The following is a 17,067-nucleotide window of genomic DNA, read 5'->3' as shown; positions in this document are numbered from 1 at the left end:
GAATATCCAAAAAATCAGCGTAAAACAAAAAAAGCTTGTAGAAAAACATCGTTTTCTCTACAAGCTGAGCCAGAGCATACAATGCTCTGGCTTTTCTTTGTGCGGCTCAGCTTTTTCTCAGCTTGATGACAGTATCTGCATCAGGTGTGACAAAGACGGTGTGCTGGCTGTCATAGGTGACGAAGCCGGGCTTCGCGCCGTTCGGTTTTTTAACATGCCTGATTTTTGTATAATCTACAGGCACTGAACTTGAATCTTTAGCCTTTGAAAAATAAGCTGCAATTGTCGCTGCTTCGATGAGTGTTTGCTCATCCGGTTCGCTGCTTCTGATTACAACATGGGAGCCTGGAATATCCTTCGTGTGAAGCCAAATATCGTCTCTGGCCGCCGCTCTTGTTGTTAAATATTCATTTTGGCGGTTGTTTTTGCCCACTAAAATTGTCAGGCCTGCAGAAGATTCATATGTTTCTAAAACCGGATTGTGCGGTTTTTGTCTTTTCTGTCCTTTTTGCTGCTTAGGGCGTAAATATTTGCCCTCCACAAGCTCCTCCCTAATTTCGCTGATATCTCGAGGAGAAGCGGACGAAAGCTGCTGAATCAGCTGATCAAAGTATTCGATCTCTTCCTGCGCCAGCCTGATTTGCTCCTCGACAACTGCGACCGAATTTTTCGCTTTCTGATATTTCGTGAAGTAGGCCTGAGCGTTTTCAGAAGGCGTTTTGTTCGGGTTTAAAGGAATCGTGATAGTCGGGCTTTCCTCATCGTAATAGTTGATGACCTCAGCCTGTTTATCACCTTTTTTCAGCATATATAAATTAGCAGTTAGCAGCTCCCCGTAAAGCTGAAATTCCTTCGCGTTTTCCGAATACTCCAGTGTTTTCTCTAATTTTTTGATTTTGTTGGCATTTTTCTTTCGTTCATTGACAACAAATCGTTCAAGATCCTGGGCCTGCTGTTTGACCCGGTCTCGTTCAGCTTTTCCGAAGTAAAAACGGTCGAGCAGCTCGCTTAATGAATCAAAACCGCGTGCTTCGCCTGTTAGATGAGTCAGCTCCAGCAGGTAAAAATATTCCTTTCCGTTTACAGTTGTAATGTTGGGAAAAAAGCGGTGCTCTTTTACTTTGGCGAAAAGCTCCAGCAATGATTTTGGCAGTGTGACTTTGTTGGCTAGACCCGCTCTGTGCACCGCTTCTTTGGCAAAGAGCGGAGACACACCTGAAAAGTGCTCGACAATTTGTTTATCCAGCCGTCCTTCTTGAAAACTGAGATGACGTAAAATATCGTCTTCTGTCGCCTCAAGCGGCGAGATTTTGTTCTGGGCCGGCGGAAGCTTATAATCTTGGCCGGGCAGTACTGTTCGGTAGCTGTTCATTGACGGCGATAAATGCTTAAGCCCGTCGATGATCACATTTTCTGCTCCGTCTGTCAAAATGATATTGCTGTGGCGTCCCATAATTTCTACATAAAGCTTTCGGACGGTTTCATCGCCAATCTCGTTCCGGCTTTTGATATGGAAAATCATAATCCGGTCTAAGCCCGCTTGTTCAATTTTTTCAATAAATCCGCCTTCGATATGCTTTCTCAGCAGCATGCAAAACATTGGCGGTTCGCTTGGGTTTTCATAAGCTTGCGTCGTGATGTGCACCCGTGAATAGCTAGGATGTGCCGATAATAATAGTTTTTGGTTTTTTCCATTGGCGCGGATGTGAAAAATCACATCGTGTTTATATGGCTGATGGATTTTCGTAATTCGTCCGCCCGTCATTTTCTCGTTAAGTTCGTGTGTCATTCCGTATGTAAACATGCCATCAAACGACATATGCAATACACCCTCTCATTCTTCCTGCATTCGATAATTATAGCATGAAATGGGACGAGTCAGAATAAGCATGCTTATAGAGTGATATCTCTATAAGAGAGCAGGGGAGTGGACGAGCGGAATGAAGTTTCATGAAATGGGACAAACAGATTTACTAGAGGCAACCAATACGTCCATGAAACAAGGATTAACAGAAAAAGAGGTGAAAAAACGCCTCGATAAGCATGGACCAAACGAGCTGCAAGAAGGGAAAAAAACATCAGCGCTTCTCTTGTTTTTCGCGCAGTTCAAAGATTTTATGGTGCTTGTGCTTTTGGCGGCAACGTTAATCTCAGGATTTCTTGGTGAATACGTAGACGCGGTTGCGATTATTGCGATTGTGTTTGTGAATGGCATACTCGGTTTCTTTCAAGAAAGGCGTGCTGAGCAATCTCTTCAGGCTCTAAAAGAGCTTTCAACACCACATGTCATGGCGCTCAGGGAAGGAAGCTGGACAAAGATTCCTTCTAAGGAACTTGTGGCGGGAGATATTGTGAAATTTACGAGCGGTGACAGGATTGGAGCGGACGTTCGCATTGTCGAAGCAAGAAGCCTTGAAATAGAAGAATCTGCGCTGACCGGGGAATCAATCCCGGTTGTGAAGCATGCCGATAAATTGAAAAAACCGGATGTTTCGCTCGGTGATATTACAAATATGGCATTTATGGGAACGATTGTGACCCGCGGCAGCGGTGTTGGGGTCGTCGTTGGCACAGGAATGAATACGGCAATGGGGAAAATTGCTGACATGCTTGAATCGGCAGGGACACTGTCAACCCCGCTGCAAAGAAGACTGGAGCAGCTCGGGAAGATTTTAATTGTTGTTGCATTGCTCCTGACGGTACTTGTCGTTGCTGTCGGTGTCATCCAGGGTCACGATCTGTACAGCATGTTTTTAGCGGGTGTGTCGTTAGCAGTAGCCGCGATTCCGGAGGGGCTCCCGGCAATTGTAACAGTAGCGCTGTCGCTTGGCGTACAGCGGATGATTAAGCAAAAGTCAATCGTAAGAAAGCTCCCTGCGGTAGAAACGCTTGGGTGTGCGTCTATCATTTGCTCAGATAAAACAGGGACAATGACCCAAAACAAAATGACGGTGACACATGTCTGGTCCGGAGGGAACACATGGAGAGTGACGGGGGCAGGCTACGAACCGAAAGGAAGCTTCACACTGAACGAAAAAGAGATTAGTGTGAAAGAGCATATGCCGCTTCAGCAAATGCTCTTATTCGGAGCGCTTTGTAACAATTCCAATATTGAGAAAAGAGACGGCGAATATGTGCTTGACGGAGATCCAACAGAGGGAGCGCTGCTTACCGCGGCAAGAAAAGGCGGTTTTTCAAAGGAGTTTGTTGACTCTCATTACCGGGTGATTGAAGAGTTTCCGTTTGATTCTGCACGGAAAATGATGACTGTCATTGTAGAGGATCAGGACAGAAAGCGGTATATCATTACAAAAGGTGCACCAGATGTGCTGATGCAACGCTCTTCCCGTATTTTTTATGACGGCTCAGCAGCTCTTTTCTCAAATGAAAGAAAAGCAGAAACAGAGGCGGTGTTAAGACATCTGGCATCCCAGGCGCTCAGAACGATAGCGGTCGCCTACAAGCCGATAAAAGCTGGTGAAACACCTTCTATGGAGCAGGCGGAAAAAGATCTGACGATGCTCGGTCTTTCGGGCATTATTGATCCGCCGCGGCCGGAAGTCAGACAGGCGATTAAAGAATGCCGTGATGCGGGAATTAAGACCGTCATGATTACAGGCGATCATGTGGAGACAGCTAAAGCGATAGCGAAAGACTTGCGCCTCCTTCCGAAAAGCGGCAAAATCATGGACGGCAAGATGCTGAATGAACTTTCTGAAGAAGAGCTTTCTAATGTGGTGGAGGATGTGTATGTATTTGCCCGCGTTTCTCCCGAGCATAAACTGAAAATCGTAAAAGCCTATCAGGAAAATGGGCATATTGTGGCGATGACGGGAGACGGCGTCAATGACGCTCCAGCCATTAAACAAGCTGACATCGGAGTCGCTATGGGTATTACAGGGACAGATGTGGCAAAAGAAGCGTCATCTCTTGTTCTCGTGGATGATAATTTTGCGACGATCAAATCTGCCATAAAAGAGGGCAGAAACATCTATGAAAATATTAGAAAATTCATCAGATATCTGTTGGCTTCTAACGTCGGAGAAATTCTTGTTATGCTGTTTGCGATGCTGCTTGCCCTTCCTTTGCCGCTCGTGCCGATTCAGATTTTGTGGGTCAACTTGGTGACGGACGGATTGCCGGCAATGGCTCTCGGCATGGATCAGCCGGAAGGAGACGTGATGAAGCGGAAGCCTCGTCATCCGAAAGAAGGGGTGTTTGCCCGCAAGCTTGGATGGAAGGTCGTCTCCAGAGGGTTTTTAATCGGAGCTGCCACTATTTTGGCGTTTATCATTGTGTATCACCGGAATCCGGAAAATTTGGCTTATGCCCAGACGATCGCGTTTGCCACTTTGGTGCTGGCTCAGCTTATTCACGTTTTTGACTGTCGCAGTGAGACCTCTGTTTTTTCCAGAAATCCGTTTCAAAATCTGTACTTACTGGGCGCAGTATTGTCATCAATTCTGCTGATGCTTATTGTGATCTACTATCCCCCGCTACAGCCAATTTTCCATACCGTTGCCATCACGCCTGGAGACTGGATGCTTGTCATCGGTATGTCCGCCATCCCTACTTTTTTGCTGGCTGGGTCACTTTTGACAAGAAAAAAATAAATTCATATGATATAATCTTAGGGGTAATAGCATGTCTATTGCCCTTTTATTATGAGAACAGGGAAGAATTGGGTGTTTTAAAATGATACGAAGTATGACAGGCTTCGGCAGAGCAAGCAAAACACAAGATGATCTCTCTGTAAGCGTTGAACTTAAATCTGTGAATTACAGATTTAAAGAAGTGAACGCTCGTTTGCCAAGGCCTTTGCTATATTTTGAAGATAAGCTGAAACAGACCATTCTGCAGCATATCCAGCGCGGAAGAATTGAGCTATTCGTATCCGTGGACAGCGATATGCTTATTGAGAAAAGGCTTGACATTGATTGGCCGCTGCTTGATGAGTATGTCGCAGCTGCGGGAAATATGAAGAAACGGTATCAATTGTCTGCAGAGCCTGATGTAATGGATTTCTTTAAGCTTGACCATGTCGTCCAGATTCATGAAGAACAGACGCAAAATGACAAGCTGGAGGCGTTAATTACAGCTGCTGCAGAGGAAGCGGTAAAAGAACTCTGTGAAATGCGTGAAAAAGAAGGGCAGCTTTTAGCAAATGACTGCCTGCTGCATATTGATCAGCTTGAAGAGCTGGTGAAAGAGACCGAATTGCTGGCAGCGGACGTCGTATCTCGTTATCGTGAACGGCTGTACGCCAGAATAAAAGAATGGACTGAAGACGTGTTAGACGAGAGCCGGCTTGTAACAGAATGCGCAATTTTTGCAGACCGCTCTGATATTTCTGAAGAGATTACCAGGCTCAAGAGCCACTTCGCCCAGTTTCGTGATATATTAGCTGGTGGCGGAGCTGTCGGGCGCAAACTCGACTTTCTCGTTCAGGAGCTGAATCGGGAAGCAAATACAATTGGCTCAAAAGCAAATGATCATCAGATCACAAAGCTTGTCGTCGAAATGAAAAGTTCTATTGAAAAAATAAAAGAACAAGTGCAAAATATAGAATAGTAACTGTGCGTATTGTTTACAGACGGTCTTACTAGGCTAGACTAGAGACGTCTATTTTACAGGGGGAACGTAGAAGATGACGATTAAACTGATTAATATCGGATTTGGCAATATTATCTCCGCCAATCGGATGATTTCGATTGTCAGCCCGGAGTCTGCGCCAATCAAACGGATGATCCAGGATGCAAGAGACCGCGGAATGCTAATTGACGCTACATACGGGCGAAGAACCCGTGCAGTTGTCGTCATGGATAGTGATCACATTATCTTATCTGCCGTCCAGCCTGAGACAGTTGCACACAGACTTTCTGTTAAAGAAGAAATTATGGATGAAGGGCAGGGATAGTTGCCGCATGAAAGAAAGAGGGTTATTAATCGTTCTCTCAGGTCCCTCAGGAGTTGGTAAAGGAACGGTTCGGCAAGCGATCTTTTCGCAGGAAGACACAAAATTTGAATATTCGATTTCAGTAACCACAAGAAGTCCTCGAGAGGGCGAAGTAAACGGGGTCGATTATTTTTTCAAAACGAGAGAAGAATTCGAGCAAATGATTACAGACAACAAGCTGCTTGAATGGGCAGAGTATGTCGGCAATTATTACGGCACGCCTGTCGATTATGTTGAACAGACGCTACAAGAAGGAAAAGACGTCTTTTTAGAAATTGAAGTTCAAGGCGCTCTTCAAGTGAGAAATGCTTTCCCAGAAGGCCTGTTTATTTTCCTTGCGCCTCCAAGCCTTTCTGAACTGAAGAACAGAATCGTGACACGAGGAACAGAAACGGACGCTCTGATTGAAAATCGAATGAAAGCCGCAAAAGCTGAGATCGAAATGATGGATGCTTATGATTATGTCGTTGAAAACGATAATGTTGAAAAGGCTTGCGATAAAATCAAAGCAATCGTTCTCGCTGAACATTTAAAGCGTGAGCGCGTTGCACCAAGATATAAGAAAATGCTGGAGGTTGAATAACAAATGTTAGATCCGTCAATTGACTCTTTAATGAATAAATTAGATTCTAAATACACGCTCGTGACTGTTTCTGCAAGACGTGCACGTGAAATGCAAATCAAAAAAGACCAAATGATTGAACATACGATCTCACACAAATATGTAGGCAAAGCTTTAGAAGAAATTGATGCAGGCCTGCTTTCGTTTGAAAAGGAAGACCGCGAATAGTAGCACAAGTAGCAACCTATATCATGTAGGTTGTTATTTTTTTCCGTGCGGTTTTTGTAAAGTGCAGAGGGGGAGAAGTCATTGCTTAACAATCGAAATGTGTTACTTTGCGTGAGCGGAGGCATCGCTGTTTATAAAGCCTGTGCGTTAACGAGCAAGCTGGTTCAGGCAGGAGCAAATGTCAAAGTGATTATGACAGAATCAGCATGCCGTTTCGTCTCACCGCTGACATTTCAGGCATTAAGCCGCCACGAAGTATATACAGATACATTTAAAGAACAAAATCCAAGCGTCATTTCTCATATTGATGCCGCAGACTGGGCCGACTTGATTATCGTTGCGCCTGCTACGGCTAACGTGATTGGAAAACTGGCAAACGGTATTGCTGATGATATGCTGACAACTACATTGTTAGCAGCAACGGCTACTGTGTGGATCGCGCCGGCGATGAACGTGCACATGTATGACCATCCGGCAGTTAAACGAAATATTTCTGTTCTTTATCAGGATGGCTATCGTTTTATTGAGCCGAGCGAGGGTTATTTAGCGTGCGGTTATGTAGGAAAAGGCAGGTTGGAGGAGCCTGAAAATATTGTGAAGCTAGCCGAAAAGCATTTTGCTGAAGAAAAAATCGCTCCTCTAGAAGACAAACATGTGGTCATTACAGCTGGTCCGACACGGGAAGCGATTGATCCTGTCCGATTTTTTACCAACAAATCAACGGGCAAGATGGGGTACGCATTAGCGGAGGCTGCTGTCCAGCTCGGCGCACGGGTAACTTTAATCTCTGGCCCTGTTTCGCTGGATCAGCCGAAAGGCCTTGCTCAGTTTATTCCTGTTCAATCGGCTGCGGATATGCGCGAAGCGGTACTCTCAGTGTATGACTCGAGTGATATTGTCATCAAAACTGCTGCGGTAGCCGATTTTACGCCGAAAACAGTATTTGACCATAAAATGAAAAAGCAAGACAGCGGTATGACCCTGGAACTGGAAAGAACGGTCGATATCTTAAAAGAATTAGGCGAGAGAAAGAAGGAGCAGCTGTTGGTCGGATTTGCAGCTGAAACACAAGATATTGAACACTATGCCCGTAAAAAGCTCGCTGCCAAAAATCTTGATATGATTGTGGCTAATGATGTGAAAGCAAATGGGGCCGGTTTTGGTGCTGATACGAATATCGTAACAATTTTTTTCAAAGACGGGCGCACACGCGAGCTTCCGATCATGTCGAAGCTTGATGTTTCTTTTGAAATCCTTCAGGAAATCGCAGCCCTCTCAACACAAATCGGAGAGCACTCATGAATTTTGCCGAAGTCATCGTTGATGTCAGCACCAAAAATATAGACAGGCCTTTTGATTACAAAATCCCAGACCATCTCAAAGGCATGATCAAAACGGGCATGCGAGTCATTGTCCCGTTTGGTCCCCGTAAAATTCAAGGGTTTGTGACAGCTGTGAAAGAAGCATCTGACCTCTCGGGGAAATCTGTCAAGGAGGTAGAGGATTTATTAGATCTTACACCTGTTTTGACAGAGGAGCTTATGAATCTGTCATCATGGCTGTCCGACAAAACGCTGTCTTTTAAAATAACGGCGCTTCAAGCGATGCTGCCTGCCGCATTAAAGGCAAAATATGAAAAAGAACTAAAGATCGCATACGATGCCGACCTGCCTCCGCAAGTGGAACGGCTGTTTTCTGAAACAAAGACTCTTCTGTATTCGGATATACCCGATCACGATACGCTGAAACTGATTCAAAAGCATGTTCAAAAAGGCAGCATTGATGTGACATATAAAGTAGCGCAAAAAGCCAATAAAAAAATGGTCAGGCATATTCAGGCCAATGCGAGTAAAGAAGAGCTTAGCAGGCAGGCTGACGGATTATCCCGCCAAGCAGCCAAGCAGCAGGCGATTCTTCACTTTTTCATCGCTGAGCCGGAAGGGGTGAACATCCCTGCAGCGGATTTGTGCAAAAAAACGGACGCGAGCTCTGCGACTATCAAAACCCTTATCCAAAAGGGGCTTTTGAAGGAAAGCTATGAAGAGGTTTACAGAGATCCCTATCAGGACAAAATGTTCAAAAAAACAGAGCCGCTCCCGCTGACAGACGAACAGAGCGCTGCCTTTCAGCCAATACGCCAGACATTGGACAATGATGAGCATAAAGTGTTCCTTCTTCACGGCGTAACTGGAAGCGGTAAAACAGAGATTTATCTGCAATCAATTGAGAAAGTACTGGCGAAAGGAAAAGAAGCCATTGTCCTTGTACCGGAGATCTCGCTGACTCCACAGATGGTCAATCGCTTCAAGGGCCGCTTCGGCTCTCAGGTGGCAGTCATGCACAGCGGTTTATCCACAGGGGAAAAATATGATGAGTGGCGTAAAATCCATCGGAAGGAAGTGCGGCTTGTCGTCGGCGCCAGATCAGCTATTTTTGCACCGTTTGAAAATCTCGGAATGATTATCATCGATGAAGAGCATGAGTCCTCGTATAAACAAGAAGAAATGCCGCGCTATCATGCGAAAGAGGTGGCGATCAAGCGGGCTGAGCATCACAGCTGTCCGGTTGTACTGGGCAGCGCTACGCCGACATTAGAGTCATATGCACGGGCGCAAAAGGGTGTATACGAGCTTCTTTCACTGAAGCACCGCGTTAACCATCAGGTGATGCCAGAGGTTTCGCTTGTTGATATGAGGGAGGAGCTCAGAAGCGGCAATCGCTCAATGTTTTCAGTTGAATTGATGGAAAAGCTTGAAGAAACGATTTCCAAGGGCGAGCAGGCTGTGCTGTTTTTAAATAAAAGGGGTTATTCGTCCTTTGTGATGTGCAGGGATTGCGGATATGTCCCGCAATGCCCGCACTGCGACATTTCCATGACGTACCATCGTTACGGGCAAAGGCTGAAATGCCATTATTGCGGACATGAAGAGCCTGTCCCGCATACTTGTCCAGAATGTGCAAGTGAGCATATCCGCTTTTTTGGGACGGGGACACAGAGAGTGGAGGAAGAGCTGACAAAAGTTCTGCCAAATGCGAGAGTGATACGAATGGATGTTGATACGACTTCAAGGAAGGGCGCCCATGAAAAATTATTGTCAGCTTTCGGAGAAGGAAAAGCGGATATTCTTCTCGGAACGCAAATGATTGCGAAAGGGCTTGATTTTCCGAATGTCACTCTTGTCGGAGTGTTAAGTGCTGATACAACACTCCATATCCCTGATTTCAGATCGGCCGAAAAAACATTTCAGCTGTTAACGCAAGTCAGCGGCCGGGCAGGCAGGCATGAAAAACCCGGCAAAGTCATCATTCAAACGTATACACCGTCCCATTACAGCATCCAGCTGACGAAGACGCACGATTATGAAACGTTCTATCAGCATGAGATGGCGCACAGGAGAGAGCAATCCTATCCGCCTTATTACTATTTGGCTCTTGTGACTGTTTCTCATGAGGAAGTAGCGAAAGCAGCTGTGACGGCTGAAAAAATCGCTCACTTTTTGAAAGCAAACTGCGGAGCTGACACGAAAATTCTTGGGCCAAGCGCATCGCCGATAGCCAGGATCAAAGATAGATATCGCTATCAATGCGTGATAAAATACAAACAGGAAACCCAGTTATCCGCTTTATTGAAGAAGATACTGGAACATTATAAACGAGAAATTGAACAAAAGCATATAATGATTTCAATTGATATGAATCCTTATATGATGATGTAAGATCTCACGTCTTGGAGGGTAACAAATTGGCAGTAAAAAAGGTCGTCACACATCCAGCGGAAGTTTTGGAAACACCGACGGAAAGCGTGACTGTTTTTGATAAAAAGCTAAAAAAACTGCTGGATGATATGTACGATACCATGCTTGAAATGGATGGAGTCGGACTGGCAGCGCCGCAAATCGGCATCTTAAAAAGAGTGGCTGTTGTAGATATCGGGGATAACAGCGGCAGAATTGATCTTGTTAATCCCGAGATTTTAGAAAAAAGCGGTGAGCAAACCGGAATTGAAGGATGCCTGAGCTTTCCTGGCGTCTATGGTGATGTCACACGTGCTGATTATGTCAAAGTACGTGCGTTTAACCGTCAGGGAAAACCGTTCATTCTGGAAGCGCGTGGCTTTTTAGCGAGAGCCGTGCAGCACGAAATGGATCATTTAGACGGTGTGCTGTTTACATCTAAAATAAGTAAATACTATACAGAAGATGAACTAGCGGATATGGAAGGATGATTTGATGACGAGAATCGTATTTATGGGGACGCCGGACTTTTCAGTTCCTGTTTTAAGAACCCTGATAGAGGATGGTTATGAAGTAGTGGGGGTCGTCACACAGCCGGACCGTCCGAAGGGCAGAAAAAAAGTGCTTACACCTCCTCCGGTAAAAGAAGAGGCATTGCGCCACGGCATCCCGGTTCTCCAGCCGGAAAAAGTCAGATTAAAAGAAGAGATTGAAAAAGTGTTGGCATTAAAGCCTGACCTTATTGTAACAGCGGCATTTGGCCAAATTTTGCCCAAGGAGCTTCTCGACAGCCCGAAATACGGCTGCATTAACGTTCACGCGTCACTTTTGCCGGAATTGCGCGGCGGTGCTCCGATCCATTACTCCATTCTGCAGGGAAAGAAAAAAACTGGGGTTACTATTATGTATATGGTAGAAAAATTGGATGCCGGCGATATGATTTCCAAAGTGGAAGTGGACATCGAGGAAACCGACAATGTCGGATCGCTGCATGATAAATTAAGCGTAGCTGGCGCAAAGCTATTGTCTGAAACGGTTCCAAACGTTATTGCCGGCAGCATATCACCTGAAAAGCAAGATGAAGAGAAAGCGACATACGCGCCTAACATCAAAAGAGAGCAAGAGTTGCTCGACTGGTCTAGAACGGGTGAAGAGCTTTACAACCAGGTCCGCGGCTTAAACCCTTGGCCTGTTGCCTATACGACTCTTAATGGACAAAACTTGAAAGTGTGGGCGTCGAAAAAAACACCCGCACCAACAAAAGCTGAGCCCGGTACAGTCGTTGCGGTTGAAAAGGAAGGGATTATCGTTGCCACAGGTAACGATACGGCCCTCTTATTAACCGAACTTCAGCCAGCCGGCAAAAAACGCATGAAAGGCGAGGATTTTGTGCGCGGCGCTCATGTTGAAGCTGGCGAAAAGTTAGGAGTAAACAATGAAAAAAAATAGTGTTCGTGATATCGCCCTTGAGGCGCTGATCAAACTAGAACAAAACCAGGCATACAGCAACCTTCTCCTCAAATCGGTCATTAAAACAAATGAACTGAGTGATCAGGACAGAGGACTTTTGACTGAACTTGTCTACGGGACATTGCAAAACAAGATCGCGCTTGATTATATGCTCAAACCGTTTATTAATAAGCCTCAAAAAGTAAAGCCATGGGTGATTCAGCTTCTTCGCCTATCTTTATATCAAATGGAGTATCTGGAGAAGATTCCAGACAGGGCTGCCATTCATGAAGCGGTCGAGATTGCTAAAATCCGCGGACACCAGGGGATTGCTTCATTTGTCAACGGTGTGCTTCGTTCCATACAGCGCGAAGGTGTTCCAACCTTTGACGCCATCGAAGATCCTGTCCGCCGGTTGGCGACAGAGACAAGCCATCCGGAATGGCTCGTAAAAGAGTGGACGGATGCGTATGGATTTGATGCGGCTGAAAAGATTTGCCGCATCCACCTCATTCCGCCAAGGCAGACACTGCGTGTTAATCAAATGAAAGCAGACAGAGCGGATTTAATTGATCAAATGGCTGCTGAGGGAATCGAAGTTGAAAATGGCGACCTTGCAGAAGACGCGGTGAAGCTCTTAAAGGGGTCAATCGCTGGAACTCATTTCTTCCAAAACGGTGAAGTTTCCATCCAGGATGAGAGCTCCATGCTCGTTGCCCGCGCCCTTGATCCTAAGCCCGGTGAAACGGTGCTTGACGCGTGTGCTGCGCCTGGCGGGAAGTCAGCTCATATCGGAGAATTGATGGAGAACAAGGGGAGCGTTACATCGCTTGATCTTCACAAACATAAAGTGAAATTGATTAAAGAAGCGGCAGACCGGCTTGGCCTTACAATCATTGACGCGAAAACAATGGATGCGAGAAAAGCAGGAGAAACGTTTGAAAATGGACAGTTTGACCGGATATTGGTCGATGCCCCGTGCTCAGGTTTTGGCGTGATCCGAAGAAAGCCGGATATGAAGTACACGAAAAAGCCTGACGACAGCGCACGGCTTGCTGAAATCCAGCTGTCGATCTTGAGGGAAATCGCACCATTAGTAAAAAAAGGTGGCACTCTTGTCTACAGTACGTGTACAATGGACCGGACAGAAAATGATGAAGTAATTCATGCGTTTATACAAGAACATCCTGATTTTGAACCCGATTTGTCTCTTGAAAAGCGGCTGCCCGAAAAGGCGAGACCCTTTGTTCGGGATGGAAGGCTGAAAATCCTTCCTCATTATTTCGGAACAGATGGTTTCTTTATTTGCAGCATGAGAAAGAAGGGATAACAATGGCAGAACTTAAAAAAACAAAAGCTAGAAAAGAATTGCGGACAGAGCGTCCGTCTATTTATTCTTTTGAATTAGATGAAATCAAACAATGGCTGACAGACAACGGAGAGAAACCGTTCCGCGCGGCCCAGATCTTTGAATGGCTATATGAAAAACGCGTATCTTCTTTTGAAGAAATGACAAACCTGTCAAAGGGTCTGCGTGAGAAATTAAGCACTCATTTTGTGCTAACAACGCTGAAAACGGCTGTTAAGCAAACCTCTCAAGACGGTACAATGAAGTTTTTGTTCGAGCTTCATGACGGTTATACAATCGAAACCGTTTTAATGAGACACGAGTATGGCAATTCTGTATGTGTAACGACACAAGTCGGATGCCGTATCGGCTGTACATTCTGTGCGTCAACGCTCGGAGGTTTGAAGCGGAACCTTGAAGCGGGTGAAATTGTCGCTCAAGTACTCAAAGTTCAAAAAGCTCTGGATGAGACCGATGAACGCGTCAGCTCTGTCGTGATCATGGGAATCGGTGAACCTTTTGATAACTTTAATGAAATGCTCGCTTTCTTGAAAATCATAAACCATGACAAGGGCCTGAATATTGGCGCTCGCCATATAACGGTTTCAACAAGCGGAATCATCCCGAAAATTTACGAATTCGCTGATCAGCAAATGCAAATTAACTTTGCGATTTCTCTGCACGCACCGAACACAGAAATCAGAAGCCGATTAATGCCGATTAACAGAGCGTACAAGCTTCCTGACTTAATGGAAGCCGTTAAATATTATATTAATAAAACGGGACGCCGTATCAGCTTTGAATACGGGCTGTTCGGGGGTGTGAACGACCAGGTCGAGCACGCTGAAGAACTTGCCGACTTGCTAGAAGGAGTCAAATGCCACGTGAACTTGATTCCTGTAAACTACGTGCCTGAACGGGACTATGTTCGCACACCGCGCGATCAAATCTTTGCTTTTGAGAAAACGCTGAAATCCCGCGGAGTAAATGTCACAATTCGAAGAGAGCAAGGCCATGACATTGACGCAGCCTGCGGTCAGCTTCGCGCGAAGGAGCGTCAAGACGAGACGAGGTGATGAGGGTTGTTAACAGCCTTAAAAACAGATACAGGAAAAATCCGCCAGCATAATGAAGATGATGCGGGGATATTCAAGGGGAAAGATCAATTTGTATTAGCGGTTGTCGCTGATGGCATGGGCGGCCATCTTGCTGGAGATGTTGCAAGCAAGATGGCTGTGAAAGCCATGGGGGAGAAATGGAATGAAGCAGAGGCGATTCCAGTTGCGCCCTCGGAATGTGAAGAATGGCTCATTGAACAGATTCTTGCGGTAAATAGCAAAATATACGATCATGCCCAAGCCCACGCGGAATGCCAAGGCATGGGGACGACGATTGTATGTGCGCTTTTTACGGGGAAAACGGTTTCTGTTGCTCATATAGGAGACAGCAGATGCTATTTGCTTCAGGACGATGATTTCATTCAAGTGACAGAAGATCATTCGCTTGTTAATGAACTGGTTCGCACTGGAGAGATTTCCAGAGAGGACGCCGAACATCATCCGCGAAAAAATGTGTTGACGAAGGCACTTGGAACAGACCAGTCAGTCAGCATTGACACACGTTCTTTTGACATTGAAGCCGGGGACAAACTGCTTCTATGTTCTGACGGACTGACGAATAAAGTGGAAGGCACTGAGTTAAAAGACATCCTGCAAAGCGATTCAGCTCCTCAGGAAAAAGTAAACCTGCTTGTGGACAAAGCCAATCAGAATGGCGGGGAAGACAACATTACAGCAGTTTTGCTTGAGCTTGCTTTACAAGTTGAAGAGGGTGAAGATCAGTGCTAATCGGCAAGCGGATCAGCGGACGTTACCAAATTCTCCGCGTCATAGGCGGCGGGGGAATGGCCAACGTGTATTTAGCTGAGGATATCATTCTAGACCGTGAAGTCGCAATTAAGATCCTGCGGTTTGACTATGTGAACGACAATGAGTTTATCAGGCGTTTCCGCAGAGAAGCCCAATCCGCATCAAGCCTCGATCACCCGAATATTGTCAGCATTTACGATTTGGGCGAGGAAGATGATATCTACTATATTGTCATGGAATACGTTGAGGGCATGACGCTTAAAGAATACATAACAGCAAACGGGCCGCTTCACCCTAAAGAAGCGCTGAACATCATGGAGCAAATTGTTTCAGCCATCGCTCATGCCCATCAAAATCAGATTGTTCACAGAGACATTAAGCCGCATAACATTTTGATTGACCACATGGGAAATATCAAAGTGACAGATTTCGGCATTGCGACAGCACTAAGTTCGACCACAATCACCCATACCAATTCTGTGCTGGGCTCAGTCCATTATTTATCACCTGAACAGGCGCGGGGCGGTTTGGCAACAAAAAAATCAGATATTTATGCGCTTGGAATCGTTCTATTCGAACTCTTAACCGCCCGTATCCCGTTTGATGGAGAATCGGCAGTCAGTATCGCCTTAAAGCATCTGCAGGCGGAAACCCCTTCGGCGAGAAGGTGGAATCCGTCAGTACCCCAAAGCGTTGAAAACATCATACTAAAGGCAACTGCCAAAGATCCTTTTCATCGCTACGAAACGGCTGAAGACATGGAAGCAGATATCCAAACAGCTTTTGATGCCAACAGACTCAATGAAAAGAGATTTACGGTTCAAGAAGATGAAGAAATGACAAAAGCGATCCCTATCATTAAAGACGAAGAGCTCGCTAAAGCTGCTGGCGAAAAAGAAGCTGGATTGACATCCGCCCAAGACAATAAAGCAAAGAAAAACGGCAAAAGAAAAAAGTGGCCGTGGGTTTTGCTCACGATATGCATCGTCTTCATCACAGCTGGAATTCTCGCTGTCACCGTTTTCCCGTCACTTTTTATGCCTGAAGATGTCAAAATACCTGATGTCTCCGGAATGGAGTACGAAAAGGCGGCAGATCTCTTGGAAAAAGACGGTTTGCAAGTTGATTCAGAGGTCTTAGAAATCTCAGATGAGAAAATTGAAGAAGGCCTGATGGTGAAAACGGATCCTAAAGCGGATTCCACAGTTAAAGAAGGTGCAACGGTCACGCTTTATAAAAGCACCGGAAAAGCTAAAACGGAGATCGGTGATGTGACAGGCCAAACAGTCGATCAGGCAAAAAAAGCCTTAAAGGACCAAGGATTTAAACATGTAACGGTGAATGAAGTGAACGACGAGAAAAGTGCGGGCACTGTCATTGAACAGAATCCGTCAGCAGGGACTGAGCTTGTGCCGAGTGAAGATCAAGTCAAACTCACAGTCAGTATCGGTCCCGAAGACATTACGCTGAGAGACTTGAAAACGTACAGTAAAGAAGCAGCGTCTGGATATCTGGAAGACAACGGACTGAAGCTGGTAGAAAAAGAAGCATACTCAGATGACGTTCCAGAAGGACAGGTTGTCAAACAAAAACCAGCGGCAGGCACGGCAGTAAAGCCAGGAAACGAAGTTGAAGTGACATTCTCTCTGGGACCTGAGAAAAAACCTGCGAAAACAGTGAAAGAAAAGGTCGAGATCCCCTACGAGCCAGATAATGAAGGGGACGAGCTTGAAGTGCAAGTCGCGATTGACGATGCGGATCACAGCATCTCTGACACATATGAAGAATTTAAGATAAAAGGGCCGACTGAACGGACGATTGAACTAAAGATTGAACCCGGCCAAAAAGGGTACTATCAAGTAATGGTAAACAATAAAGTCGTCAGCTACAAAACCATTGCGTATCCGAAAGATGAATAACAA

General features: G+C 45.6%; 14 protein-coding genes. 13 read left to right on the top strand and 1 reads right to left on the bottom strand.

The genetic code is table 11. The features are described 5' to 3' along the window. Nucleotides 1-106 precede the first annotated feature (106 nt). A complete protein-coding gene (gene rqcH / locus MOF34_RS16885) occupies nucleotides 107-1,819 on the bottom strand; it encodes a tRNA modification protein RqcH (protein ID WP_268400988.1) in 1,713 nt (570 codons plus the stop codon). Between the two features lie 121 nt (nucleotides 1,820-1,940). Between rqcH and MOF34_RS16880 the strand changes: the two genes are divergently transcribed. From MOF34_RS16880 to prkC, 13 genes are all read left to right on the top strand, one after another. Next, nucleotides 1,941-4,613, top strand: coding sequence for a calcium-translocating P-type ATPase, SERCA-type (locus MOF34_RS16880; RefSeq protein WP_268400986.1), 2,673 nt, complete (start codon nucleotides 1,941-1,943; stop codon nucleotides 4,611-4,613). An 82-nt stretch (nucleotides 4,614-4,695) separates the two neighbouring features. After that, nucleotides 4,696-5,571 (top strand): YicC/YloC family endoribonuclease, encoded by an 876-nt coding sequence (locus MOF34_RS16875; RefSeq protein WP_268400984.1) that lies wholly within the window; start codon nucleotides 4,696-4,698, stop codon nucleotides 5,569-5,571. A 76-nt stretch (nucleotides 5,572-5,647) separates the two neighbouring features. Next, nucleotides 5,648-5,917 (top strand): extracellular matrix/biofilm regulator RemA, encoded by a 270-nt coding sequence (gene remA, locus MOF34_RS16870; protein ID WP_003154355.1) that lies wholly within the window; start codon nucleotides 5,648-5,650, stop codon nucleotides 5,915-5,917. Between the two features lie 7 nt (nucleotides 5,918-5,924). After that, nucleotides 5,925-6,539 carry a guanylate kinase gene (gmk, locus tag MOF34_RS16865; RefSeq protein ID WP_019714368.1) on the top strand — a complete coding sequence of 205 codons (615 nt, stop codon included), beginning with the start codon at nucleotides 5,925-5,927 and terminating at the stop codon, nucleotides 6,537-6,539. 3 nt (nucleotides 6,540-6,542) lie between these two features. Then, entirely contained in the window at nucleotides 6,543-6,746 is a 204-nt protein-coding gene (rpoZ, locus tag MOF34_RS16860) for a DNA-directed RNA polymerase subunit omega (protein ID WP_003221520.1), read from the top strand. A gap of 81 nt (nucleotides 6,747-6,827) precedes the next feature. Further along, the gene (coaBC, locus tag MOF34_RS16855) at nucleotides 6,828-8,048 is read left to right on the top strand and encodes a bifunctional phosphopantothenoylcysteine decarboxylase/phosphopantothenate--cysteine ligase CoaBC (RefSeq protein WP_268400981.1); all 1,221 of its coding nucleotides are present in this window, start codon (nucleotides 6,828-6,830) and stop codon (nucleotides 8,046-8,048) included. Beyond that, the gene (gene priA / locus MOF34_RS16850) at nucleotides 8,045-10,462 is read left to right on the top strand and encodes a primosomal protein N' (protein ID WP_268400979.1); all 2,418 of its coding nucleotides are present in this window, start codon (nucleotides 8,045-8,047) and stop codon (nucleotides 10,460-10,462) included. The genes coaBC and priA overlap by 4 nt, the downstream gene beginning before the upstream one ends. Before the next feature lie 26 nt (nucleotides 10,463-10,488). Continuing rightward, nucleotides 10,489-10,971, top strand: coding sequence for a peptide deformylase (def, locus tag MOF34_RS16845; protein WP_003221528.1), 483 nt, complete (start codon nucleotides 10,489-10,491; stop codon nucleotides 10,969-10,971). Nucleotides 10,972-10,975: 4 nt separating this feature from the next. Beyond that, nucleotides 10,976-11,929 carry a methionyl-tRNA formyltransferase gene (gene fmt / locus MOF34_RS16840; protein WP_019714371.1) on the top strand — a complete coding sequence of 318 codons (954 nt, stop codon included), beginning with the start codon at nucleotides 10,976-10,978 and terminating at the stop codon, nucleotides 11,927-11,929. Next, nucleotides 11,916-13,259 (top strand): 16S rRNA (cytosine(967)-C(5))-methyltransferase RsmB, encoded by a 1,344-nt coding sequence (gene rsmB, locus MOF34_RS16835; RefSeq protein WP_268400976.1) that lies wholly within the window; start codon nucleotides 11,916-11,918, stop codon nucleotides 13,257-13,259. The genes fmt and rsmB overlap by 14 nt, the downstream gene beginning before the upstream one ends. Before the next feature lie 2 nt (nucleotides 13,260-13,261). Then, on the top strand, nucleotides 13,262-14,353 hold the full coding sequence (rlmN, locus tag MOF34_RS16830) for a 23S rRNA (adenine(2503)-C(2))-methyltransferase RlmN (protein WP_019714373.1): 1,092 nt from the start codon (nucleotides 13,262-13,264) through the stop codon (nucleotides 14,351-14,353). A gap of 6 nt (nucleotides 14,354-14,359) precedes the next feature. Continuing rightward, nucleotides 14,360-15,124, top strand: a complete 765-nt coding sequence (gene prpC / locus MOF34_RS16825; protein ID WP_268400973.1) for a protein-serine/threonine phosphatase PrpC — start codon at nucleotides 14,360-14,362, stop codon at nucleotides 15,122-15,124. Continuing rightward, the gene (gene prkC / locus MOF34_RS16820; RefSeq protein ID WP_268400971.1) at nucleotides 15,118-17,064 is read left to right on the top strand and encodes a serine/threonine protein kinase PrkC; all 1,947 of its coding nucleotides are present in this window, start codon (nucleotides 15,118-15,120) and stop codon (nucleotides 17,062-17,064) included. The genes prpC and prkC overlap by 7 nt, the downstream gene beginning before the upstream one ends. Nucleotides 17,065-17,067: the final 3 nt, after the last annotated feature.

Origin of the sequence: Bacillus sp. T17B1 (assembly GCF_026796395.1) — a bacterium.
GTDB classification, from domain to species: domain Bacteria; phylum Bacillota; class Bacilli; order Bacillales; family Bacillaceae; genus Bacillus; species Bacillus spizizenii_A.
Note: the sequence above shows the minus strand (reverse complement) of the source record. Positions and strands in the feature narration are given on the sequence as shown.